At 42.4% G+C, this 24,719-nt stretch carries 19 protein-coding genes, 1 tRNA gene and 1 pseudogene; 1 reads left to right on the plus strand and 20 read right to left on the minus strand.

Annotated elements, in window-relative coordinates:
- Positions 1–17: 17 nt before the first annotated feature.
- The 8 genes from G633_RS0102740 to G633_RS17160 all read right to left on the minus strand — a co-directional run bounded on the left by G633_RS0102740 (position 18) and on the right by G633_RS17160 (position 11,161).
- Positions 18–1,382 carry a PFL family protein gene (locus G633_RS0102740; RefSeq protein ID WP_026518992.1) on the minus strand — a complete coding sequence of 455 codons (1,365 nt, stop codon included), beginning with the start codon at positions 1,380–1,382 and terminating at the stop codon, positions 18–20.
- A gap of 13 nt (positions 1,383–1,395) precedes the next feature.
- Positions 1,396–1,668 carry an ACT domain-containing protein gene (locus G633_RS0102745; protein WP_022767045.1) on the minus strand — a complete coding sequence of 91 codons (273 nt, stop codon included), beginning with the start codon at positions 1,666–1,668 and terminating at the stop codon, positions 1,396–1,398.
- A gap of 25 nt (positions 1,669–1,693) precedes the next feature.
- Positions 1,694–2,491, minus strand: a complete 798-nt coding sequence (locus tag G633_RS0102750) for an MBL fold metallo-hydrolase (protein ID WP_026518993.1) — start codon at positions 2,489–2,491, stop codon at positions 1,694–1,696.
- Entirely contained in the window at positions 2,491–4,674 is a 2,184-nt protein-coding gene (locus tag G633_RS0102755) for a cell division protein FtsA (protein ID WP_026518994.1), read from the minus strand. Before G633_RS0102755 ends, G633_RS0102750 begins: the two co-directional genes overlap by 1 nt.
- Positions 4,662–5,303, minus strand: coding sequence for a dephospho-CoA kinase (coaE, locus tag G633_RS0102760; RefSeq protein ID WP_051199861.1), 642 nt, complete (start codon positions 5,301–5,303; stop codon positions 4,662–4,664). The genes G633_RS0102755 and coaE overlap by 13 nt, the downstream gene beginning before the upstream one ends.
- Positions 5,290–7,476, minus strand: a complete 2,187-nt coding sequence (polA, locus tag G633_RS17150; protein ID WP_026518996.1) for a DNA polymerase I — start codon at positions 7,474–7,476, stop codon at positions 5,290–5,292. The genes coaE and polA overlap by 14 nt, the downstream gene beginning before the upstream one ends.
- Before the next feature lie 12 nt (positions 7,477–7,488).
- The gene (locus tag G633_RS17155) at positions 7,489–7,797 is read right to left on the minus strand and encodes a zf-HC2 domain-containing protein (RefSeq protein ID WP_196804219.1); all 309 of its coding nucleotides are present in this window, start codon (positions 7,795–7,797) and stop codon (positions 7,489–7,491) included.
- A 181-nt stretch (positions 7,798–7,978) separates the two neighbouring features.
- Positions 7,979–11,161 (minus strand): carbohydrate binding domain-containing protein, encoded by a 3,183-nt coding sequence (locus G633_RS17160; RefSeq protein ID WP_026518998.1) that lies wholly within the window; start codon positions 11,159–11,161, stop codon positions 7,979–7,981.
- Positions 11,162–11,334: 173 nt separating this feature from the next.
- Between G633_RS17160 and G633_RS17165 the strand changes: the two genes are divergently transcribed.
- The gene (locus G633_RS17165) at positions 11,335–12,087 is read left to right on the plus strand and encodes a helix-turn-helix transcriptional regulator (RefSeq protein ID WP_022767038.1); all 753 of its coding nucleotides are present in this window, start codon (positions 11,335–11,337) and stop codon (positions 12,085–12,087) included.
- Positions 12,088–12,090: 3 nt separating this feature from the next.
- Here the strand turns inward: G633_RS17165 and G633_RS20370 are convergent, their stop codons facing one another.
- The 12 genes and pseudogenes from G633_RS20370 to G633_RS0102835 form a co-directional block, all read right to left on the minus strand.
- Positions 12,091–13,449 (minus strand): MFS transporter, encoded by a 1,359-nt coding sequence (locus tag G633_RS20370; protein ID WP_081664669.1) that lies wholly within the window; start codon positions 13,447–13,449, stop codon positions 12,091–12,093.
- Positions 13,429–13,887 (minus strand): annotated as a pseudogene (locus G633_RS20420) (MFS transporter); the annotation flags it as partial. The gene G633_RS20370 and the pseudogene G633_RS20420, both read right to left, overlap by 21 nt.
- 89 nt (positions 13,888–13,976) lie before the next feature.
- The gene (locus G633_RS0102790) at positions 13,977–15,449 is read right to left on the minus strand and encodes a DUF6937 domain-containing protein (RefSeq protein WP_022767036.1); all 1,473 of its coding nucleotides are present in this window, start codon (positions 15,447–15,449) and stop codon (positions 13,977–13,979) included.
- 168 nt (positions 15,450–15,617) lie between these two features.
- Entirely contained in the window at positions 15,618–16,709 is a 1,092-nt protein-coding gene (locus tag G633_RS17180) for an HD-GYP domain-containing protein (protein ID WP_081664665.1), read from the minus strand.
- 80 nt (positions 16,710–16,789) lie between these two features.
- Positions 16,790–16,872 (minus strand) — tRNA-Leu (locus tag G633_RS0102800).
- 152 nt (positions 16,873–17,024) lie between these two features.
- Positions 17,025–17,615, minus strand: coding sequence for an NUDIX hydrolase (locus G633_RS0102805; RefSeq protein WP_035770416.1), 591 nt, complete (start codon positions 17,613–17,615; stop codon positions 17,025–17,027).
- Positions 17,612–18,358, minus strand: coding sequence for a tRNA threonylcarbamoyladenosine dehydratase (locus G633_RS0102810; RefSeq protein WP_026519000.1), 747 nt, complete (start codon positions 18,356–18,358; stop codon positions 17,612–17,614). Before G633_RS0102810 ends, G633_RS0102805 begins: the two co-directional genes overlap by 4 nt.
- Positions 18,355–18,651: a hypothetical protein gene (locus G633_RS0102815; protein WP_022767032.1), complete on the minus strand. Its 297-nt coding sequence runs from the start codon at positions 18,649–18,651 to the stop codon at positions 18,355–18,357. The genes G633_RS0102810 and G633_RS0102815 overlap by 4 nt, the downstream gene beginning before the upstream one ends.
- 28 nt (positions 18,652–18,679) lie before the next feature.
- Positions 18,680–20,332, minus strand: a complete 1,653-nt coding sequence (locus G633_RS0102820) for a putative manganese-dependent inorganic diphosphatase (protein ID WP_022767031.1) — start codon at positions 20,330–20,332, stop codon at positions 18,680–18,682.
- An 8-nt stretch (positions 20,333–20,340) separates the two neighbouring features.
- Entirely contained in the window at positions 20,341–21,219 is an 879-nt protein-coding gene (locus G633_RS0102825; RefSeq protein ID WP_035770420.1) for a tRNA 2-thiocytidine biosynthesis TtcA family protein, read from the minus strand.
- Between the two features lie 47 nt (positions 21,220–21,266).
- Entirely contained in the window at positions 21,267–22,997 is a 1,731-nt protein-coding gene (locus tag G633_RS0102830; protein ID WP_026519002.1) for an ABC transporter ATP-binding protein, read from the minus strand.
- Entirely contained in the window at positions 22,994–24,718 is a 1,725-nt protein-coding gene (locus G633_RS0102835) for an ABC transporter ATP-binding protein (RefSeq protein WP_026519003.1), read from the minus strand. Before G633_RS0102835 ends, G633_RS0102830 begins: the two co-directional genes overlap by 4 nt.
- Position 24,719: the final 1 nt, after the last annotated feature.

Below are 24,719 nucleotides of genomic sequence, written 5' to 3' on the forward strand. Positions count from 1 at the left end.
TCCTCAAAAACAAACCCTTAGTTCTTAAAGCTGTGTACAGGTGCCGGTATTCTTCCTCCTCTGTTTACAAATTCATCGCAGGAGAATTTGTTTACAGGCATGATCGGTGCATATCCCAAAAGTCCACCAAACTCAACGGTCTCACCAACACCTTTTCCTATCACAGGAATAAGTCTTACAGCTGTTGTCTTCTGATTGATCATACCGATTGCCATTTCATCAGCAATGATTCCAGCTATTGTTGTGTCCTTGGTATCTCCGGGGATTGCGATCATATCAAGTCCAACAGAACATACACAGGTCATGGCTTCGAGTTTCTCTAATGTAAGTGCTCCGGCCTCTACTGCATCTATCATTCCCTGATCCTCACTAACAGGGATGAATGCTCCGGAAAGTCCACCGACATAACTTGATGCCATAACACCGCCCTTTTTAACCTGATCATTTAAAAGAGCCAGAGCTGCAGTTGTACCGGGTGCTCCGGCATGCTCTACTCCAATCTCATGAAGTATGTCAGCAACACTGTCACCAATTGCAGGTGTAGGCGCAAGAGAAAGGTCGATTATTCCAAAAGGAACGCCAAGTCTCTTTGACGCTTCCTGAGCAACGAGCTGTCCAACTCTTGTTACCTTGAATGCTGTCTTCTTGATTGTCTCGCACAGCACTTCAAAGTTCTCACCTCTTACCTTTTCAAGTGCTGTCTTAACTACTCCCGGTCCACTGACACCTACATTTATTATCTTGTCAGCCTCAGTTACGCCATGAAATGCACCTGCCATAAAAGGATTGTCATCAGGGGCATTACAGAAAATAACTAGTTTGGCGCATCCGAGCGAATCCTTTTCTTTGGTTGCTTCTGCAGTCTTTTTAACTATGGTTCCCATAAGTCTTACAGCATCCATGTTGATACCGGTCTTAGTGGAACCTACGTTAATAGATGAGCAGACAACATCTGTTTTTGAAAGAGCAAGTGGAATCGACTCTATCAGCATTTTATCTGAATCAGTCATTCCCTTGCTTACAAGTGCTGAATAGCCACCGATAAAGTTAACTCCTACTGCCTTTGCAACTTTATTAAGGGTTGTGGCTATTTTTGCAAAGTCCTCAGGGCTTTTGCATGCTGCTCCGCCGATCAGCGATATGGGTGTTACCGAAATTCTTTTGTTTACAATAGGAATACCAAACTCTCTTGCAATCTGGTCTCCGGTCTTTACAAGGTCTTTGGCTGTATCATAGATCTTGTTATAAATGTTGTCACAAAGCTTATTAAGGTCACTGTCTATACAGTCCAAAAGGCTTATACCCAGAGTAATGGTCCTTACATCCAGGTTTTCCTTTTCAATCATTTCGTTGGTCTCTACGACCTCGTGTATATTTATCATTGTTGCACCTCACTTAAACCCTATGCATAGAGTCAAATATCTCTTCACGCTGACACTTTATTACTACTCCGATGTCTTTACCAAGAGTCTCAAGGTCATCAGCTACAGTATTAAATTCCTTGGCTGTCTTTGACATATCAACAATCATCATCATGTTGAAATATCCGCTGACTATTGTCTGGGAAATATCAAGAATATTGATACCTGACTCTGCAAGATAGGTGCAGACCTTGGCAATGATGCCGACAGTGTCTTTTCCGACTACTGTAATGATAGTTTTATTCATAACGCTCTCCTCCACTTCTTAATGCTCAGAATTCAATTATAGGTGAAATACAGCTTCTCTCAGCAACCATTATAGGGAAATCGTTGCCGTGATAAGGATTGTCACCCATTTCAATCTCGACTCTTACCGTTTCATAGGCAAGTTCGGGCAGATTGTTTTCCTTGGAAAGGTGTCCCAAGAATATGCCTTTCATCTTTTCATTTAAAAGACTGCACAGAAGCTCTCCACTCTTTTCATTGGAGAGATGCCCCTTATCGCCAAGGATCCTGGACTTCAAAACATAGGGGTATGGCCCTGTCTGAAGCATTCTCACATCGTGATTTGCTTCCAACAAAAGAGCATCGCAGCCTGACAGAGCACTGACTGTGTACTGATCATAACAGCCAAGATCTGTTGCGATGCCAACTTTTTTGTCTCCGCAATATACTCTGTAACCACAGGGCTCAAGAGCATCGTGGGAAATCTTCATTGGATTTATAATCATGTCACCTACTACAACTGCTTCATCTGCCCTGACAGGAACAAAGGATGAAAAGTCAATTTCACCCTTTTTGTCAGAGTTTCTGATGCCTGTAATGGTGCCTTCTGTGGCATAAACAGGAATGTGATGTTTCTTAAGGATAGTGCGAATAGCTGCTATATGATCTGTGTGTTCATGGGTCACGAAAATCGCGCTGATATCATCAAAGCCCAGATCCAGCTGGCACAATCCTTCTTCAATTCTTTTCTTACTAACTCCGGCGTCCACAAGGATGTGTGTATTATCTGAACCCACATAGGTACAGTTTCCGCTGCTTCCGCTGGCAATACTTGTAAATCGCATTATTTCCAATAAACCTCTATCTTATCGCCTTCTTTTATAGGCTGCATATAATCCGGTGTGGAGCCGTTAAGTGTTGTTACGATGCTCCTTCCGTTTGGCTTTGAAAGATCAAAGTCGATGGCATCAAAAATATCTACAAAGATATAATCTGCCTTTCCATGAAGTGTTATAGCTTCATTGTTAACAATAATGTGAAGGTCGTGAGCAAGGATATTTCTTACAACCTCAGGTTCTGCATCTTCGCTCTCGCTCTTTTCATATGTTCCGTCATCATCAGGAAGGTCATCAAAAGAGAGCTGACCATCCTTGTCAGTTCGGAGCCTTGCTTCATAGTCCATGTTCTCATAGGATTCTTCATTTGCCTGAGAAATAGCCATTTCATCGGCACTTGGGAAGTCCTTATAATAATCCATTATCATATCTTCCTGATCCTTGAACTCAACCTTAAAGTTCTCGTAAACAGGAGTATTTATATCGCCTCTTTCGTTGTTGACGATGATCACGGTATCTTCTGTAATGGTGATATCCATAAGTTCAGCAATCTGAGCTGCTGTATTGTAGTCAAGAATCTTGACATCATCACCGGCAGAAATGTCATAGTAACCGGTCTGAGCTTCTCCGTTAACGGTTGCATATCTGGATGCTTCTACACTCTTTCCGTTTACATTTACATTGAACTTAGTCTTAAATTCAGGAATACTCTCGATCGTAGCCTTACCGGGGGCTCCGGCAGTTGAAGGAGTAACATTTATAATATCGTTGGCATGGATCTTGGAGTGAATATCTGCAGGCTTGCCGTTAAGCTGAATAACTGCAGCTTCACCTGGTTCACCTCTTGATGTTCTCTCCTTGCCGTTTACAGTATATTTAAGTTCTGCGCCTCTCTTAGGGAAAAGGTCCTCATTAGGGAATGCAGCCTGCATGGCAGCATCCACAATCTGAAGCTTACCATTGTCATAAATCTTGGTCTGTGTTCCGTTAAATGAAACAAAGATAAAGTTGTTGGCTTCCTCATAGTAGCTGATGCAGATACCAAGAGGAGTTACAAGAAGTGAATCCTTGTCTATTCCATCGTTGTTAAGGAAAGTAATGTTCTTCATTACTTCCTCACCTCTAAGAGCTACACGCTCCTCTGGAATATCCATATCCTTGGCTATAGCTTTGGTATATCCGGGCACACATCCGCCACCACCAACGACAAATACAGCGCTGACAGCTCTGTCGCCATTAAGGCGCTTTATTTCATCTGTAGCCTTCTGTGCCATTTCTTCAACCTTGGGCTTGATAAGACGCGAGATTTCCTTGGCACTGATGGTCTTGTTAAGGCCCATGATATCGACATATTCTACCTGATCCTGATGGCTGGCTTTGATCTTGATCTCATCAGCTGAATTAAAGTCAACCAGGCAGTGCTGGGCAATTATCTCTGTGATATCATCACCTGCTATAGGAAGCATTCCGTAGGCAGTGATTGAACCGTCATCTGTTACACAAATATCGGAAGTACCTGCTCCGACGTCTACAAGAGCAAGGTTCAACATTCTGAATCTGTCAGGGATTGCAACCATCATAGCTGCGATAGGCTCGAGAGTAAGATTTGCAACGTTAAGGCTTGCTCTCTCACATGCCTTATAAAGACCATCTACGCAGTCATCCGGAAGGAATGTAGCAATAAGCTCAACGCTTACCTTGCCTGCATTGTGGCCCTCAAGGTTTGCAATCTGATATCCATCAAGGTAGTAATGCATAACAGAATATCCGACCAGATAAAACTTAAGGTCAGATGTGTTCTTTTTAAGAAACTCCGAATACGCCTGCTCAACTGCAGCCGAATCCAGGTTATAGATATCTTCATCGGTTATGGTGTGGTTATCCGGATACTCGTACTCATAGGTTGTCCTTACAGTCTGAAGTACACGACCGGCAGCAGCTATGCAGACATCTGTCAGATGAATATCCGTCTGCTGTTCAAGCTTATCCGTTACCTTTCTGATGGTAGCACCAACCTTGCCGATGTCATGAATCTGTCCATCCAGCATAGCTCTTGTCTCATGCTTCTCAACAGCCTGAGCAATAACATTAAACTGGTTGTCATTCATATAGCCGACAGTTCCAACAACACTTCTGGTTCCGATGTCGAGTCCGTAAACAACCTTCTGATCTGCCTGTTCTAAGCTTGCCATTTTGCTTTCCACTCCCCAAGTTTTTTGTCTATTTGCGCCTTGGCATAATCTAAGTCGGCGCTGTTATCTATAACAAAGTCCGCATTCTCTCTAAAGGTCTTTTCATCAAGCTGCGAAGCAAAGATGCTGTCAATCTTCTCATCGCTGTAGCCTCTTGATGACTTAAGGCGACTTCGCCTTGTAGGCTCATCTGCGTAGACATACCACAGTTCATCCACAAATCTCTTATATCCGTTTTCAATCAAAAGAGCTGCTTCCACAAATACAAAGTCCAGCTGCCCCTTTTCCCTCTCGTTGTCTATTATATTAATAATAAATGTATTTACTGCAGGATGCAAAATATTATTAACCTTGGAAAGGAGTTTTTCATTACCGAAAATGGCTTCTGCCATCTTCTTTTTGTCTATCTCACCGTCGTCTCCAAGAATGCCTTCTCCAAAGAGCTCAATAAGCTCATCATAGGCCGGATACCCCTTTTTCTTAATGTCATTGGCGACAATGTCGGAGTAAATCACTCTTGCGTTATAATTTTGCTCAAGAAACTCAAGGATAGCGCTCTTTCCTGCGCCTACGCCTCCTGTTATTCCGATGATATTGGTCTTTCCATAGGTCAGCTTATTTTGCTTCATACCAGTCACTTCCTGTATGGCAGTCAACTTCCATCGGTACTGAAAGCTCTACTGCCTTCTCCATTTCTGTTGTGAGTATATCCGAAACCTTATCTATTTCATCAGGTGCGGTTTCAATCAGAAGTTCATCGTGGATCTGCAATATAAGTCTTGATTTTAAATTCTCTCTCTTAAGTCTGAAAAAGACATTTATCATGGCAATCTTCATGATATCAGCAGCTGTTCCCTGGATCGGCGCATTCATCGCAACTCTTTCACCAAACTGCCTCATCATGTAATTACCTGACTTAAGCTCAGGGATAGGTCTTCTTCTTCCGAACATCGTCTCGGAATATCCCTTGTTCTTGGCATCCTGAATGACTTTGTTCTGATAATCACGAACTCCCGGATAAGTCTCAAAGTACTTCTCCATGTACTCCTTAGCTTCTCCGACGGAAATCGAAAGGTCCTGAGAGAGTCCAAAAGAGCTGATTCCGTAAACAATACCGAAGTTAACAGCCTTGGCATTTCTCCTCTGAAGAGGTGTTACTTCTTCAAAGGGAACATGGAATACCTTGGAAGCTGTAATTCTGTGAATATCATCGCCCTCGTGATAGGCACTGATAAGCCCCTGATCCTCTGACATGTGAGCAAGAATCCTAAGCTCAATCTGCGAATAATCGGCATCTGCAAATACATAGCCATCTTTTGGTACAAAGACCTTACGAATGAGCCTTCCAAGCTCAGTCCTCATGGGGATATTCTGAAGATTCGGCTCTGTTGAACTGATACGTCCTGTTGCTGTTATTGTCTGGTTAAAGCTTGTATGGATCCTGTCATCTTTTTCTATGAAATTAGCAAGACCGTCGGCATAAGTTGATTTGAGTTTAGCAAGTCCTCTGTATTCAAGGATATCTGCTACAATCTTGTGCTCAGGCGCAAGCTTCTCAAGGACATCAGCTGCTGTTGAATAGCCTGACTTGGTCTTCTTTTCTGCAGGAAGTCCCAATTTTTCAAATAATATCTCGCCGAGCTGCTTGGGTGAATTGATGTTAAACTCACAGCCTGCAGCTTCGTATATCAGCTTCTCAAGCTCTGTGATACGTATCTGAAGCTTATCTCCGTATTCTTTGAGGGCATCTCTTCTTGCGATGATTCCCTCTTTCTCCATCTCAAACAGGATATATGAAAGGGGCATCTCTATATTGTAAAAGAGCTCTTCCATACCCGTCTTTTGCAGTTTCTTCCTGATGACAGGAGCGCTTAAGAAACATACTGCAGCTATCTTGCCTGCATAATCGGCAACGGTATTCTCATCGCTGTTTGAGAGCTTTTCCTTACCAAAGACATCGCTCATCTTAGGAAGAGGAATTCCAAGATATTCAGTGCTTATATCCCAGGGCTGATAGTCGTTCTTGATGGGATTAACTACGTATGCTCCGATCAGAACATCAAATGCTCTTGCACTATTCTTATAGCTGTCATCAGCGTTCTTGTATCCTTCAGTTCTGTCCTTCATCTCGGCTGGGACAAAGAATCTGAAGTCTTCCTTCATATCAAAGCCGGATAGTGATGCAAAACTGCTAAGACCGGATAATTTCTCACCAAGGTAAGAGGCTGTAATGAAGTTGATTACAGGAATGTAAAAAGCCTTATCCTCACTAAAGCACAGAGAAAGTCCCAGCACTTTCAAATCTGACTTGCCGGTTCCTGTTTTCTCGGTAACAAAGTGGTATCCAACAAAGCTGTCCGGATTGCCGGTGCAGGTCTTTTTTGCTTCTGCAAAAATCTGCTCAACTTCGTTAAGATCTGAAGTTATTGTTAGCGCGTGCTTAAACTTAGGAAGTTCCTTGACAGAGCCTGATGGTGATAAGATCTTTAAAGTCTCTTCTACAGCTGCTTTAACAGTTTCGGTAACTTCAAATTCCGAATCTGATGAAGCTCCCTCTATGGAGTCTATTAGCTCCTTAAACTTATTGACCTGCCAGGATACATCTTTGGTAAAAGAGCTTGTATCACCGTCAAAGGTTATCTCAAGGGAAGAAGCTCCACCCGCCATAAGCTCTTTTAACTTAAAAAATGCGCCGTAGAGGCCACTGATGTGGTTTCCCTCAGCATCGGTAAAATCAGGGATTGCATAAAAAGCATCTCTTATTAACTTGGTTCCATCAATTATCAGTTTGTTGTCAGACATATTTCTCCGGGTTTAAAGTGCGATTGCAAGCAAAAGACACAGTGCAAACAACGCTGCCACTGCGATCTCAAGTATGTAGCTTATAAGCACCAGGGTTTTCCTTCGGTGCATTTTCTTCTTAGCATCCGCAAGCTCTCTCTCAAGCTCCTTGACAAGGTTGAAGGTGTTACCATCCTCAAGTCTCTGCATACCTACGCGGACCAGGAACTGTATTGTCAGCTCCTCCTTGCACTCGGGGCAGTTATCAATGTGATTCAAAAAGTCAGCAAGGTCCTGATTATCCAGGTCATCATCAAGAAACTGCGGAATTAACTTTTCCATCTGTTTGCATTCGATCATAGTCAATCTATTGTCAACATGTTGTATGCCAAAAAGGGCTAATTTCAAATAATTCTACAAGATATAGAATACTACAAAACCCATGTTTTTACAACGAAAAGCTCCCTGATAATCAGGGTTTATTATCAGGGAGCAGTGTGTAGGGTATATTGAATTTTTGCTATTACCAGAACAGTCTTCTAAGAATGCTGAATACTGTTACTACAATCTTCTTGACCACTTTTACCACAGGAGCAATTATCTGAATGATAGGAGGGATCACAATTACAGGCTCCGGCTGTGGCTCAGGTTCAGGCTCAGGCTGATCAGGGTTTTCCGGCTCTACCACCGGATCATCTCCGGGCTGAGGGTCTACCGGCTCTACCACCGGATCATCTCCAGGCTGAGGGACTACCGGCTCTACCACCGGATCATCTCCGGGCTGAGGATCTACCGGCTCTACTACAGCTTCATCAATCTCAATAAGAGAGATATCGTCGATAAATACATCGTGCTGCTGGGCAATTCTCTCACCGTCGATTGAACCCATAGTCACATTAAATCTTGTCTTTGTATCTGTTGGGTATTCCATCTTAAATTCAGTTGTGAAAGTCTGCCATTCAGGTCCTATTGTTACAGGGCCGTTTCCTGAATAGTTTGTCCAGTCTCCTTCAAACTGCTGCATGCAGTACTTAACTTTTCTCTCGATTGAAGACTTCATTCTCAGGGACAATCTGTAGCTCTTTCCTTGCTCAAGAGTAACACCGTCCTGGTTGAGCTGTACATACCAGTCGTTGGCTGCAGACTCTGCTACTGTATCCTCAATGGTGATCGCAAATGTGTTGTCATTGCCATTCATATTATCAACAACATAATTTGCCTTTACCTGAGAGTCGATATATGGGCTGAAGCTTGCCATACCTGCGTTAAATGAACCGTTCTTAATAAGAGCAGACTCTGTAAAGAAAATGTTGTCCAGATAATATGTTCCGGTTTTCTCGAATTTAAGCTCTACATTTGATGCTGCTCTGTCAAGGTCCTCATCATAATTAAGCTTTTTGGAGAATTTAGAGTCTGTGTCTGTAAGCTCAGGGATATAGCTGTTTCCTGCCATATTAACTGTAAGTCCGTCAGCTGCGCCATTCTCAAATCTTGCATTAAATGAAAGCTCATACTGTCCCTTGCCAATAGGTGAAAGTTCTGACTGCTTAACAGTTACATTCTTACCTTCAGGAACAGTTACTTTAAGTTCTCTCTTTGATCCTGAATTAGTTACTGAAATGTACTGCGCATCTTCTTCATCAAACTCCCAGTAACCAAGTCTTCTATCGCCCTGATCAAAGGATCCGTTATAGATATAGTTTCCATCAGGTCTGATAACCTTAGCGTTGTCGTCAACGATCTCATCGCCTGACTTGTGTGTAAGTCTTACGTTTGAAATTGTTACTGCTGATGCAGGAGTGTTCTTACCAAAGTTAAACTCAAGTGATCCGTTTGGATCATTCTTGTCATTCATTGTAAATGTGTAGCTGTAGCTCTGCTTGGTAGTTCCAACTCTTACAGTTGTATCCTGCATGTATCTGGTCCAGCCTCTATCAGGCCCTTCCACATCAATTACAATGTCTCTCTCTTCATCTGCTACAGCATCGAAGGAAAACTCATATTCCCAGCCTTTGTACATAGGAATGTTTTCCTGCTTGAGCTGTACGCTGTGGTTCTGTGAACCTGCTTTATCAGGTGTTACCTTTATAGAATTATCTTTTATAGCGTATGTTGCGCCTGCAGCATCTGATTCTGTATGGAACTTCCAGTTGTCCTTATCAGCTGATGCATCGCCGTCAATACCGATCTCCTTTGCAAAATCCCCGTTAATTACAAAGTTGCCGGTCTCATCTGCTTCCCTGAATTTAACTTCTTCCTTCTCAGGGCGCTTGCATTCTGCTTCAAGTCTCTCATATTCCTCAGCAGATTTCTGATAAACTCTTACATAATCGATCTCATATGCCTGGTTGTTCATATCACCATAGGCTGCGTCATCCGGATATCCAACCCAGCTTCCGCCTACAGCAAGATTAAGAATGATGTAGAAATCCTGATCAAAAGGTGCAGGATATGTAACCTGGTTGTCATCATCGGTTCCTGTGTACCAGTCACTTGTTGTGTAAACCTGCTCACCATCAACATACCATGTGAGTTTACCGGGATCCCAATCAAGTGTGTAGGTATGGAACTCATCTGAGAAGCTACCGTCAGAAAGGACCTTGGTTCCCTGGTTCTCTTTATGTCCTGTTCCTGCGCTGTATCCGTAATGTATTGTGTGATAGGACTTAGATGTATTCTGTCCCATTACTTCCATGATGTCGATCTCGCCACATTTTGGCCACTGTCCGTAGAATCCCTCATCTGTAGCCATGAGCCAGAATGCAGGAAGATATCCCTGACCTGCAGGAACCTTAGCTCTTGCCTCAAAACGTCCGTATGTGAAATCGTGTTTATTCTGAGTAGTAATACGGCCTGAAGTGATTTCTCTCTTTCCACTGCCGGCAGATCCACTATTTCCCTGAGCTGCGCTGCCTTCGATAAGAGCCTTTGTACCGCCGTACCATGCATATCCGTTGTCAGGATCAAGAGCGCTGAGTTCAACTGATCTGTCTGCATCAGATGATGCTTTCATATGGAAGCTGTACTTATGTCCTGTTTCGAAAGTAATACCGGTTTTTTGAATCTGAAAATTCCAGTTTTGATCACCTGCATTTTCGATCGTAAGATAGGCTGCTCCGTTATCGAAGCAAAAGCTCCCTGCCGCAGGAGATGTTACTCCTCCCATCCAGCTTGAATCAAAAGATGAGAAAACTTCGACTACGTTCTCTTCATCTGTAATATCTTTTAATGAAACTTCTGAAATAGTTACGTTTGCAGCACCTGAGGTCCCTTCAAAGCCATCACCTATAAGACCAAAATTGATCTGAACTGCAATTGACTCTGATGTATCTGCTCCGAAATCAACAGTGAAGCCTACATCTGTTTCCTTAACTTCTGCCGGCTCTGAGCTTTCTTCTTCGGTTACTTCAGGTTCTGTTACATGAGGCTTGATAACGAGATTTCCGTCTCTTACCTCAATGTTACCCTCGTCGAGAGAAGTATATCTCTGAAGCTCTGCATTAACCCAGCCGGGTTCATGCTGCTCTACGTTCCAATCTGATGTATTAAGGGCCCCATCCTCGAATTCATCAGACCAGACAAGAGAATAACCGTCATCTGCAGCATCTGTCTCTGCGTTAGCTATTACCGGAAACTGAATTCCTGTAAATGCCAGGCAAGCCGACATTGCTATAACACTTAAGCTTCTGCGTCTAAACTTTTTCATAAGCATCTCCTTACCCAAAACTTATAGTTGAATTACAAAGGTCATGTTAATACATTTTTTGTAATTTCTATATCAAAAGCAAAGAAAAAATAACATATTCATGACATTAAATTGCATTTTAAAGCATGGATATGTTATCATTTGCAGAAGCAGATAGGATGCAGGAGAAAACTATGGATACTGAAAAGCTCTTTAATCTTGATAAGGAAATGATACACAGAAGCCAGAACGATGAGCTATTGTTCTACAGACAGGTTGCAGGAGGCGATGTCGAAGCTATATTGGAAAACTGCCGCCAGCATAGATTTATGGACAATGAGGGTGTAGGTGTTTTGTCAAAAGACCCTGTCCTTAATCTTAAGTATCACTTCATTGTTACAGCTGCACTCGTTTCAAGAATATGCACCGAAAACGGTATGGAAATGGAGCTCTCTTTCAGGCTTTCAGACCATTATATTCAAAGGCTTGATTATCTCTTTACCCTTGATGAAATTGAACAGTGGCATAACAAAATGATCCTTGATTACACAAAGAGAATGCAGATACTAAGGCAAAATGCTGCCCTTTCAAGACCTATTTCCGAGTGCATCAACTACATCTATGCCCATATCAAGGAGCGTATAACCATTGAAGATCTTGCTGATTTTACAGGAAATTCAGCAAGCTATATCTCAAGACTGTTTAAGTCTGAAATGGGAATCTCTCCCAGTGATTATATCAGAAAAGTAAAGATAGATAAGGCCAAGAACCTTCTCAGGTTTTCCGATTCTTCTATGGTCGAGATTGCTTCCTATCTATCTTTCTCATCCCAGAGCCACTTCATAAAGCTCTTTTCCGAAGAGACAAAAATGACACCAAAAAAGTACCGTAAAATGTATTACGGTACTCATTGGAAAGGAAATGAAGATGAGTTTAGTATGGAATGAGAATTACTTCTCTTCTATGCCTTCTGATTTTCTCATGACAAGCTCCATGGAGATTTCCTGAAGCTTCTCATCATTAAGTATGTATTTAGCCTTGAAGAATAATAGCGCGATCACAAGTACAACTGTAGGTCCGATTGTCATGATCATTCTAAGGCCGATTACTGAGCTGTTATCAATTGATGCAAGCACACCTGAATTAGCGATTTTGTTAAGAAGTCCTGCCATATCAAGAACTGCTGCGCTGCTCTCCTGAATGTTGAAGATTGTCAGGCAGATAGATGCAACAAGAGCTGCGATACCTGAAGCAAGCTTAACAACAAAGGTCTGCATTGAGAAGATAACGGACTCATCTCTTCTATAGTTCTTAATCTCGCCATAATCAACGGTATTTGCAAGGAATACTGTAACTACAACGTTGAGGATTCCTGCACCGGACATGATAAAGAATCCGGGAACAAAGAATGCAAATACATTTGTAACTCCGCTGAGAGCCATGGTAAGAAGAACTATGTATCCGGCAATTTCTGCAATTACGCAAACATAGAATATCTTAAGTGTTGTAAATGCCTTTCGAAGAAGCGGGAACAAAAGCATCATAGCGAGGATCTGCATTCCGCCTGCAAAGGTATTGAACAGTGTATAATTGCCCTGCCAGTTACTTCCCGCAAGGTCATACTTGAAGAAGTAAATAAGCAGATTGGATGTGATGTAAAGCGCTGTGTTTACGAGAACGATGGTGATAACAATTGTCATGGCCTGATCATTCTGAACAAGAGCTCTGAACATCTCTCCGATTGAAGCTGTCTTCATATCAACTGTAGACTTCTCTTTGATGCAAACACAGGTAATTGTAATAAAGAGAATAAACAGTATGCCGATTATGATGGAGAAGTATTTGAAACCAAGTCTCTCAACTTCAAGTGTGGATGCAGCCATTATTTTAAGTGACTTATCCGATGCGGATGTAATGGCACTGTACTGCTCAGTTGGAACATAGACTGCAACTACTGCTTCTCCGCAATCCTGGCTATCCATGGAAATTTCAATTGCATTGTTTCCGTCTGACTTTCCAAGGGTTATACCGGATGCAGTAAAGGTGTAATCTGTGTTGTCATTATTGAGGTAAATAACACCGGCCTTGGTATTCTCATCACCAACAGCTCCGTCAAATACCTTCTGAGTCCCTGTTACTACGATATCCACTGAAGCATCTGAAAGCTCTGTCTTGTTGCTTGTTGCATTACCGTCAGCATCTCTCTCAATTACATAATATGTAAATGCTGTATTGCTTGCATCGAACTCTTTTACAATATTGTCGGTGCTCTTAGCTGCCATGCTGCTTCCGATTGCTGCAACGCTCATAACTGTAACGATTGTGATGATGGCTGAACCCACACCTGCGCAGGAACGGGCAAGAGCTGAAAGACCTTCTCTCTCTTTTCCGCTCTCAGTAAAGGCAGGTACCATTGACCAGTAAGGAATATCCATCATTGTGTAGGTTACTCCCCACATGATGTAGGTAACTGCAGCATAAGCAATGAGTCCCTTAGGTGATAATGAAGGCGGTGCTGCGAACATCATGATGAGCAGTACTGTATTTGTGATAGTACCGATCATGAGCCAGGGTCTGAATTTACCCCACTTTGTCTTTGTCTTGGCTACGATAACACCCATGATAGGGTCATTAAATGCATCAAACACACGGGCAACCAGAAGAATGATACCCATTGCGATTGCACTTACGCCCATGATGTCCTGGAAATAGTAAAGTACATATGATGCGGAAAGCATGTAGACCATGTCTTTTCCAACCGCACCGATACCGTATGCAAATTTCTCAAGTCCTGTTAAAGTTCTCTTTTCCACGATTGTCTCCCTCGCCTTTTGGCTTATTTGTTTTTCATTGCTACTGCCAGCTCTACTACTTTCTTTGCTCCATCGTAGATTCCGGCCTTTTTGTTCTCAATAATATTTGCACACATTTCATTGAGAAGATCTGTTTTTAAGAACTGCTCAAGCATCTGGATTGTATGAGGAATATCTCTGCACTCCAGTGTGCCGTCGCCGATCTCGGCTGAATGGATTGCACCCCACATCTCATGCTTACCTACTCTCTTTATAAAGAGCTTGGGAACCGGGTAAAATGCAAGTTCACTTGGCTTTGTAACAAGTACGTCGCAGCTTCTCATAAGGAGGTTTGTTGTATATACAGCCTTGAAGATATCTGCATGATAGAAGCCATGAATTCCTGTAACCAGTGTGTTCTCATCAAGGGCATCCTCTGCAAACTTGCAGGTGTCATCCCATTTATCCATATGCTCTGTTGCAAGTTCCTTCATTCCCGGGATCTCTTTTACCAGCTCATCCCAGACGTTTCTGTAATCACCAACATTTACATAGAGAGCTGCCTTGTTATCCCTGATGTATGGGATCAGATGCTTAATGATCTCAGCAAAGATTTCCTTCTGTGCTCCGGCTCCGCCGATGGTCAAAAGAAATCTCATAGGCTTTCTCATTTCTCTTCTGGCCACGCGTGCTTCGCAGTCTTTTTCAATGTTCTCTACAAGCTCGTAATCTATATAGTGGCCTGTATAAACAAGAGAATCCTGAGGCATTGGGCTACATACCTTTTTCTTGTTCATTCCGTTGAGGATCCTGTATCCCATGTATGCATTTCTGCACTGTATGGTGTGAAGGGAACCTTCTGAAAGGTGAAGCGCCATTGGCCAGTTATCAGGGATTGCATTTACAACATGCTTCATTCCTGCATGAATAGCTGCCTGGGCAGGCCATACATGAGTTGCGATAACAGGAATGTCTTTATCAATATTTCTGTATACAGGAGCCATAAGCTCTGCGTTCTTCTGATCTGATGAATTGTAGGTCAGGGCTCTGAATCCTTCATAATTTGTAGGCTCCCAGACGAGCTTATTGAAGATAGGATTCTTGGAAAGCCTTGAACCAAGGGAATAAAGGTCATTCTGAGCACTGATTACCTTGGTACAGGTTGTCTCTTTAAATGAATTAAGATCAAGCCAGTAAGGTGTATATCCAAGGTGCTGTGCGTAAGAAGCCATAGCCATTGAAATACGGTAATGACCAAAGCCCATTCTGATGTTTCCAACAATGATTGCTTTATCCTTGTCAATTGTGCCTTCGTTTGCAGGAATCTTAGCAGTTACATCTATATTCTTAACTCCGAGGATTGGTCCTATTACTTCGTTGTCAGATACTCTGATCTTATAATCGACGTTTGAATCATCTCCGTATTTCTTCATGAATTTCTTTTTGGATTTTAATGCTTTATTGTAATCTTTTGCATCAATGACATTACCGAATATTACTTTAGATCTGTCAGTCATATTACCTTCCATTCCGCCGAACATGGCTGTTTAAATGACATTTGTTTCTATACTAGGAAACCGATAACGAATTAATGGTTTCCACATGCTTATAGTAACAAAAGGCAATATTATAAACAAGAAACGCTTTTACCAAATTTCGTTTCCTGCTTTTGTGCAAATTTACTTTTAGATGACTGCGGTGATTGATAAGCCTTTATTGTGCGCAAGATCAACAAACTCATCTCCGCATTTAACTGTCGGCTTAGAAAGATGATCAGGATTGATAAAGATTATTTCGCCAACCTGTCCGTTACTGAGTTTTACTCTGTTGGCAATAAAGGTATTTACGATGTTACCCATAAAAGTCATGATGGCATTAGGTTCGTACTTATCTAAGCCGTTTTTCTCAAACTGTTCAAGCACAGCAAAAGGACATACAGGTTCTCTGTAGATTCTCCTGGATGTCAGGTTATCATAGACGTTTGCTACGGTAACAATAGATGCGATCTCATCGATCTTTTCATTTTTAAGATGAAGCGGAAATCCGCTTCCATCCCTTAGTTCATGATGCATAAGGATAGTGTTCTTGATATGTGCATCAATGTTTTTATCCTTTACCAGTTCATATCCCTTTATAACGTGTTCGTTCATAGCTCTCTGCTCATACTCGGTAAGCTCCTGCTTCTTGTTAAGGAGTTCTGACGGAACAAGCATTTTGCCGATGTCATGAAGAAGGCCTGCAGCTGTTGCCACCTGAACCTTTTCTTCAGGCAGTTTCATCCAGGTTGCCAGAGTATTGCTGATAAGGGATACATTAAGGGAATGCATGAAAACTGCATCGGAATTATCTCTCAGATTATGAAGCATATCAAAAATACCCGCTGTACCACCGGCTTCTACAAACAGGTGATATACAGGCTCAGTAAGCTTTTCTACGTCCAGAGGAATGGAGTCATTTGCGAGCATTCTAAAAGATTCTTCAAGCTGCTCGGAATAGTCCTCGATGTGCTGCTTGAATATGATAAACTCCTCGGTGTTTCTTATCTTCTCTGCATAGGACGGTGTAGAAAGAGGCCCTTCAGGCTTTTTGGCACCTGACCCGACAGGTTTCATCTCCTCTTCGACAAAGATATTGTAGAGTGAATAGGATTTTATTCTCTCAATATCCTTCTGATCAAGGACTGTATCCTTGGGAAGAACAAGCCTGTCATCCAGAGTATAGACATTCTCTGAAACAACCATTCCGGGTATTAACTTGTCAACAGATACCAGCTTCATATTCTAATTATAGCATAGTATTGACGTAATTGCGTTTAAATATACAAAAAACCTCGAAGCAATTTGCTCCGAGGTTTAAATGCCGGCAGTGGGACTTGAACCCACACGTGGTTACCCACAACAGATTTTGAGTCTGCATCGTCTGCCATTCCGACATGCCGGCTAACAACTTAATTAGTTTATCACAGGGGTAATTCATATTCAAGTAGTAAATCAAGGAGTCAGTGAGTCAGTGGGGACGTTTCAGTTTGACTCATTTTGTGAAGCAAAATGAGTCAAACTGAAACGTCCCCACTGACTCACTGACCTCTTTATTCATTCTTTTGACAAATACCACGCAAGTACATGGTGGGCCTGTTTGAAGTCCCCACCAAAGATGTGCTCTTTAAGCTCATCTTCAGTAAATAGAACTACATTTAAGAATTCTGAATCATCAAGATGCTGAGTAGTTACCTTCCGGCAGTCTTTTGCAGCATATATATGTACATTATTGCTGGCAAGAGTTGCATTAGCAGGTATTGTAAGAAGATGTCTCCAGTTATCGGAAACATAGCCAGTCTCTTCAGCAAGTTCTCTCTTTGCAGCTTCTAAGGCTTCCTCTTCAGTTGCGATAGTATTTCTTGCTGTAATATACGGGTGGTTTTCAGTCTCTTTATACTCAATTCCACCTGCTGGGAACTCTGTTGTAACCTCATCTATTCCATGTCTGTACTGCTTGACACAGATATACTTTCCATCTTCATCTGTAGCTACAACCACTGAAAAGCTGTGTTTTGAAAAGTTATATACAGGTCCTATATCTGTTCCATTTGGAAGCTCATATATATTCTGGCGAAAATCGATCCATTTATCCTGCTTTAAATGTTCTTCTTTAACCAGTTTCCACCTTAAATTCTCTTCACTCATTTTGATGCCTCTGTATCATTTTTTATAAGATCCATTACTACTTCTCGCCCTATTATAAGGCCTGCAACAGGAGGAACAAACGCTGAACTTCCGGGAACTGTCCTCTTTTGCGAACCGGATGCCTTTAGCTCAGCATCGATCATTTCCTTATCAGGTTTTATAGGCTCTTCGTTTGAGTATACGACCTTAAGCTTTTTAATTCCACGCTTTTTAAGTTCTCGCCTCATAACTTTGGCAAGTGGATCTATCTCAGTCTTGTAAATGTCTGTAACTTTTATTTTAGTAGGATCAAGCTTATTTCCTGTTCCCATTGAACTGATGATCTGAACACCAAGTTCCTTACACTTCATGATGATATCTATCTTGGCTGTTACAGTATCTATCGCATCAACCACATAATCGTATTCATTAAAATCGAACTCAGAACTTGTTTCAGGAAGGTAAAAGCATTTATGACAAGTAACTACGCAGTCCGGATTTATATCCAGTATTCTGTCCCTTGCCACATCAACTTTATCTTTTCCTACTGTGCTGTGAAGTGCGATGATCTGTCGATTTATATTGGACATAGCTACTTCATCATTATCAACTATATCAATTGATCCTACTCCGCTCCTTGCAAGAGCCTCTACAACGTAGCCTCCGACTCCACCCACACCAAAAACACAGACCCTTGAGTTTTTTAGCTTCTCAAGCGCCTGTGCACCAAGTAACAATTCAGTTCTGATCAGTTCATCCTTCATACGTAGCAATGCTCTTCTGTTAAATGAAGCCTCTTGTCATTGACTACAGCTCCGGTGATCTCAAGCTTAACACCTTTTTTGCCGAGTTTCCTGCGACCTTCCAATATAAGATGGACTTTCTTGTCCTCAGTCATGTATTCCTCTGATACCTCATCAAAGCTCTCCTCTGAATCCAGTACCTTCTTGAAATCTCCGATAAATGCAGGAATGACTATAGCTCCTATTCCCTGCCCCTGTAAAGGTCCATATACCTTTACTATTTCGTGCAAGAGAAGCGTTCTTAATTCTTCCATTTACCCGTAACCCCCGTAATATAGTTTTTTACTGCTGTATGGTTTCTACAATAGCCGGTAGAAGCTGCTTCTTACGAGAAACAACTCCCGGAAGTAAAACCACATCCCCCTCTGAATTTATACCAAATGCCGAGTTAAGTGTATGAAGTGCCTTCGCCCCCGAGAAGACAACCTGTGAAGACTCGTCAATGATATTTGTAAGCATAAAGAACAGCATGTCCAGTCCGTCAGACTCAGCAACGTCCTTAAGTTCAGGCATTATCTTGTCCTTGATCTCAACAAGTTCGTCAGCACTCATGGAGTTGATCTGTCCGATACCGATTGTCATATCATCCACAGTAAACTTCTTGAAATCCTGATGGATGATCTCATCTGCTGTCTTGCTGCCAAGATTTGAACCTGCGTGGAACATCTCTTTTGCAAACTCTTCATAATCAATGCCTGCAATCCTGGCAAGCTCCTCACCTGCATCTCTGTCTACTTTGGTGCATGTAGGTGAACGGAACATCAATGTATCTGAGAGAATAGCTGCAAGCAAAAGACCTGCTGTAGTAGGATCTATTTCCTGAGCATATTCTTTGTACATGAGGTATATGATTGTACATGTTGAGCCAAGAGGCATGTTTCTGAAATAAACAGGACCGGCTGTCTCAATGGTACGAAGTCTGTGATGGTCAACGATCTCTTTTATATCAGCTGCATCAGCTCCGTTTACTGCCTGATTCTTCTCGTTGTGGTCTACAAGAATGAGCTGTTTCTTGTGAGCACCGAGGAAATTTCTTCGGCTGATCATACCGATGTAATTATCGTTTTTATCAAGAACCGGGAAGTATCTGTGCCTCATGGAAGCCATTACTTCCTGGATATCCTCAATGTAGTCATCCATGTGGAAGGTTACCAGATTGTCTTTTTTCATGATATGCTCGATTGGCATACTCTGGTTGATAAGTCTTGCAACAACAAAGGTATCGTGTGGTGTTGTTATGATCTTGGTGCCATGCTCCGATGCCTGAGCCTTAATAGTTCTTGCAACCTCTGCACCCTCGCAAACTATAATGCATGCTGCATCCATCTCTATTGCGCACAGCTGTGTCTCATATCTGTTTCCAAGGATTACCACATCTCCGGCCTCAATGACGTTCTCCATCATCTCAGGGCTTGCAGCTGCGATAACAACCTTACCACTTGTGAGTTCTTCGTTGATATCACCTTCAATAAGCTCTCCATCAAGCGTCTCAACAATATTCTTGTAAGAAGTCTTGGCCTGTGAAAGAATGTGAGGATCGATCACATCCATGTAGGTCTCAACAATGTCATTGGTTGTAATGATACCTGCCAGCTCGTCGCCCTCTGTTGCACAGAGTGTAACAACGTCTGCATCACGCATCTTGGCCCAGGCATTTTTAAGAGACATCTTTCTGCTGGTACCGTCAATACGCCTTATCTCCATGTCTCTGACCTGTGTTCTTACATCCTTTACATAAGCCGGAACATCAACTCCAAAGTGAGACAAAACAAACTGAGTCTCCTCATTTAAATGTCCAGCTCTGCAAGCTATATAATTGCCGCCAAAAACCTTGTTCTTGAGGTTAGCATAGGTTATGGCTGCACAGATAGAGTCTGTATCAGGGTTCTTATGTCCTATTATAAATATTGGTCTGCTGTTTTCCTGCTCGCTCATAAATCTCCTTAAAAATCACCTTCATCATATGTATCCAGGAAATGATGTCTGCCTGTTTTGTTCGTCTTATAAGATATTATCGCATTAAGGTGGACATTTTCCACACTTTTAAAAATATTTGATTCAATATAGGGACTCTTTTCCCTGAGCTCTTTGATCAGCTCTTTTACCTCAGCACGCTTACTGACATCGCCGGGGTTTACAGATGCATCTCTTTTCTCTGTCATCTTGCAGGCGCAGGCAATGAACTTGAGCTCATTGTAATTGCACCAGTGCTTGATGTCCTCTTCCCTTATAAGGTACATGGGTCTTATCAGCTCCATGCCCTCGAAGTTTGTGGAGTGAAGCTTGGGCATCATGGTCTGAATCTGTCCGCCATAGAGCATTCCCATGAGAATGGTCTCGATAACGTCGTCATAGTGGTGGCCGAGGGCTATCTTATTGCATCCCAGCTCTTTGGCCTTGGCGTAAAGAGCGCCCCTTCTCATTCTCGCACAGAGATAACAGGGTGAACCTTCAACAAGGCTACTGGTTACATCAAATATGTCCGACTCAAAAACCTGTACCGGAATGCCCATTATTGTGGCATTTGTCATTATAAGGTCGTAGTTTAGCTTATTGTATCCCGGATTCATCACAAGAAAAACTACGTCAAAGTTCTTTTTCCCATGACGAAGTATCTCCTGGAAGAGCTTGGCCATCAGCATGGAATCCTTGCCACCGGATATACAGACAGCTATCTTGTCGCCGTCACTTATTAGTTTATAAGTATTTATGGCCTTTGTAAACTTGCACCATATCTCTTTTCGGTATTTCTTGATGATACTGCGCTCAATGTCCTTACAGCGCTGTTCATCATAAGCCCCGGATATATCAGGGTTTCTCATATAGCAACTATCCTTTCATTTATAAAACAAGTGAGGATACTAATTTATCACCCAAACTGGCTCGTGTAAAGCTCATAATAAAAGCCTCTCTTAGCAACAAGCTCCATATGTATTCCCTGCTCGATGATATGGCCTTCCTTCATAACAAGTATAAGGTCAGCTTCGCGTATTGTTGAGAGCCTGTGGGCAACAATAAAGCTGGTTCTGCCCTTCATCATCTTGTTAAAGGCCTTCTGGATCCTTATCTCTGTCCTTGTATCAATTGAAGATGTAGCTTCATCGAGAATCAGCATAGGTGGGATATCCAGCATTACTCTTGTAATACAAAGGAGCTGTTTCTGGCCCTGTGAGAGATTTCCGCCATTCTCTGTGATGACAGTATCATACCCATCAGGGAGCCTTTTTATAAAGCTGTGTGCATGGGCAGCCTTGGCAGCTTCTATTATCTGCTCATCAGTAAAGCCCTCTCTTCCAAGCGTGATATTATCTCTGATGGTTCCGCTTCTGAGCCATGTTTCCTGAAGAACCATGCCGAAGTTCTCGCGAAGACTTCCCCTCTTAAGATCTCTTATGTCAATTCCATCAATCAGGATATTTCCCTTATCTACATCATAGAATCTCATAAGAAGGTTGATGAGTGTGGATTTTCCTGCACCTGTAGGTCCTACGATAGCAACTCTCTGCCCCTTTGTTATGGACAGGTTCAGGTCTTCAATAAGGCTGGTTTCTTTATTATAGGAAAAAGACACATCCTCTATATCTACTTTACCCTTGACGTCCATAAGCTCTTTTGCATCATCAAGGTCATTCTTCTCAGGAGTTTCCTCAATCAGCTCAAATACTCGTGCTGCACATGCAAGGGCATTTTGAAGTTCTGTTATGACACCGGAAATCTCGTTAAATGGCTTAGTGTACTGATTCGCGTAGCTAAGGAAAATGGTAAGTCCTCCGACTGTCATTCCACCAGCAATACAGGTGAACGAGCCAAACAGCGCAACAGCTGCGTATACAATGTTGTTAATAAACCTGGTCGAAGGATTGGTCAGCGAAGAAATGAAGGTTGCCATTACGCTGACTTTCTCAAGGTTGTCATTCATAGTATCAAAGGCATCTATATTCTCATCTTCATGAGCAAATGCCTTAACCACCGATAGATTACCGATCATCTCATCGACAAAGGATGTCTGTGCTGCTCTTGCTTCGCTCTGCTGCTTAAAGAGCTTAAAGCTTCGGGTCGCAACAAACCTCGCAACAAGGAGTGATAATGGCGTTAATACGACTACAACAATAGCAATACCAAAGTTCAAATAGAACATGAAAACAAGGGTTCCGACTATTGTCACTATTCCCGTAAAGAGCTGTGTAAAGCCCATAAGAAGTCCGTCCGCAAAGAGGTCAACATCAGCTATTATCCTGCTAACTATATCTCCTGTCTGCTTGTTGTCCAAATACTCAAAAGGCAATACCTGGAGCCTTGCGAAGGCATCTCTCCTTACGTCTCTTACAACTCTGAAGGTTATCCTGTTGTTGACGGTATTCATGATCCACTGGCATATGGCGATAAAGAGTACCGTAATTGCCATTCTGATTAGGATCTCGGTAACTTTTGCGAAATCCACATTGTCTTTTCCAACAATACAATCTATTGCATTGCCGGCAAGTATAGGAACATACAGTGACAAAAGAGCTGTCACAATAGCAAGTAACATCGAAACAGCTATTAGGAAATGGTATTTTCCTGCATAACGCAGAACTTTTTTCAAAGCTTTCCTGTTCATTGTGCCACCTCCTTCTTGTACTGAGATTCATATATCTCTCTGTACGCCTCGCAGTGTTTAAGGAGGTTGTCATGATTTCCTATTCCAACCACATGTCCGTCATCAAGGACAACTATCTTATCGCAATTCATGACAGAGGCTGTTCTCTGAGACACAATTATGGTGGTCGGAGGATTATCCATGGATGCAATAGCATCGCGCAGCCTTTTATCCGTCAGGTAATCAAGAGCTGATGCACTGTCATCAAGGATCAGTATTTCTGGCTTTCTAACGAGGGCACGTGCAATCGTAAGTCTCTGCTTCTGGCCTCCAGAGAAGTTCTTACCTCCCTGAGCCACAACGGTATCAAGACCGTTTTCTTTGCCGTCAACAATCTCTTTTGCCTGAGCAATTGTAAGCGCCTCATTAATCTCATCATCAGTGGCATCGTTCTTGCCCCATCTGATATTGTCTCTGATCGTTCCATGGAAAAGAACTGCCTTCTGCGGAACGATACCGATTCTCTCCCTAAGGGCATCCATGCGATAGTCTTTGACATTAACACCGTCAATTGTAACGCTTCCTGATCTTGTGTCATAGAATCTAGGAATCAGATTTACAAGCGTTGTCTTACCGCTACCTGTTCCGCCGATTATACCGATTCTCTCACCCCTCTTAATATTCAGTGAAAATGGATAAAGTGAATCCTCGATGTCTCCTGCATATCTCATGGAAGCATCGGTAAATACAATGTGGTCCTTGGTGTTCTTAAATTCAGTTATATTACCGTCTGTCATAGAGGATTTCATCTCAAGCATCTCCTCTACACGGTTTCCGGACGCTATAGCCTTGGTCACAGTAAGGATCAGGTTTGCGAACTTAATAAGCTCAACAAGTATCTGAGCCATGTAGTTATAAAGAGCAACAACATCACCCTGCGAAAGCTCCCCTCTATTTACAACAATTCCGCCTCTGTAGATGAGAAATGCTACGGCGAGATTGAGTATTGCGTAAGTTACGGGATTCATAAGTGCCGATACGCTACCGACAAAGCTCTGAAGCTTCATCTGAAGGTCATTGTGCTCGTTGAAATTCTCTTTTTCCTTCTCCTGCAGATTAAAAGCACGGATCACCCTTACGCCGGTGTGGTTCTCTCTTGTAAGGCAAAGGAGCTTATCAAGTCCCTTTTGTATCAGACCGTACTTGGGGATGCTCCATCTCATGATGACGCCGACAACGATGAAGAGCAGGATTATGGTAACAAGGAAAATCAGGGACTGGCTCGGGCTGATGGTATAGGCCATGACAAATGCGCCAAACACAACAAAAGGCGAACGAAGAAGCAGCCTTATTGTCAGATTGACTCCCTGCTGAACCTGGTTTATATCACTGGTCATCCTGGTGATCATGGCAGATGTGCCGACTTTATCGATATCTGCATAGGATAATTTCTGGATGTTGTCAAACAGCGCTCTCTTCACCTTGGCAGCAAATCCCGAAGCAGCTTTTGCAGCAAAAAACTGTGCTGTCACAGCGCAGGCAAAGCCAACAGCACAAAGCAGCAGCAAAATAAGGCACATTCTGATAATGTGTGATTTATCTCCGTTTGCGATGCCGACATCAATCATTGATGCGATGACAAGCGGAACCAGAAGCTCAAAAGAAGCTTCCAAGAGCTTAAAGAGCGGTCCGAGAATAGATTCAAGTCTGTAATGTTTTAAGTATTTAAGGAGTTTTTTCATG

The sequence above is a fragment of the Butyrivibrio sp. FCS006 genome (assembly GCF_000424525.1).
In the GTDB taxonomy this organism is placed as follows: domain Bacteria; phylum Bacillota; class Clostridia; order Lachnospirales; family Lachnospiraceae; genus Butyrivibrio.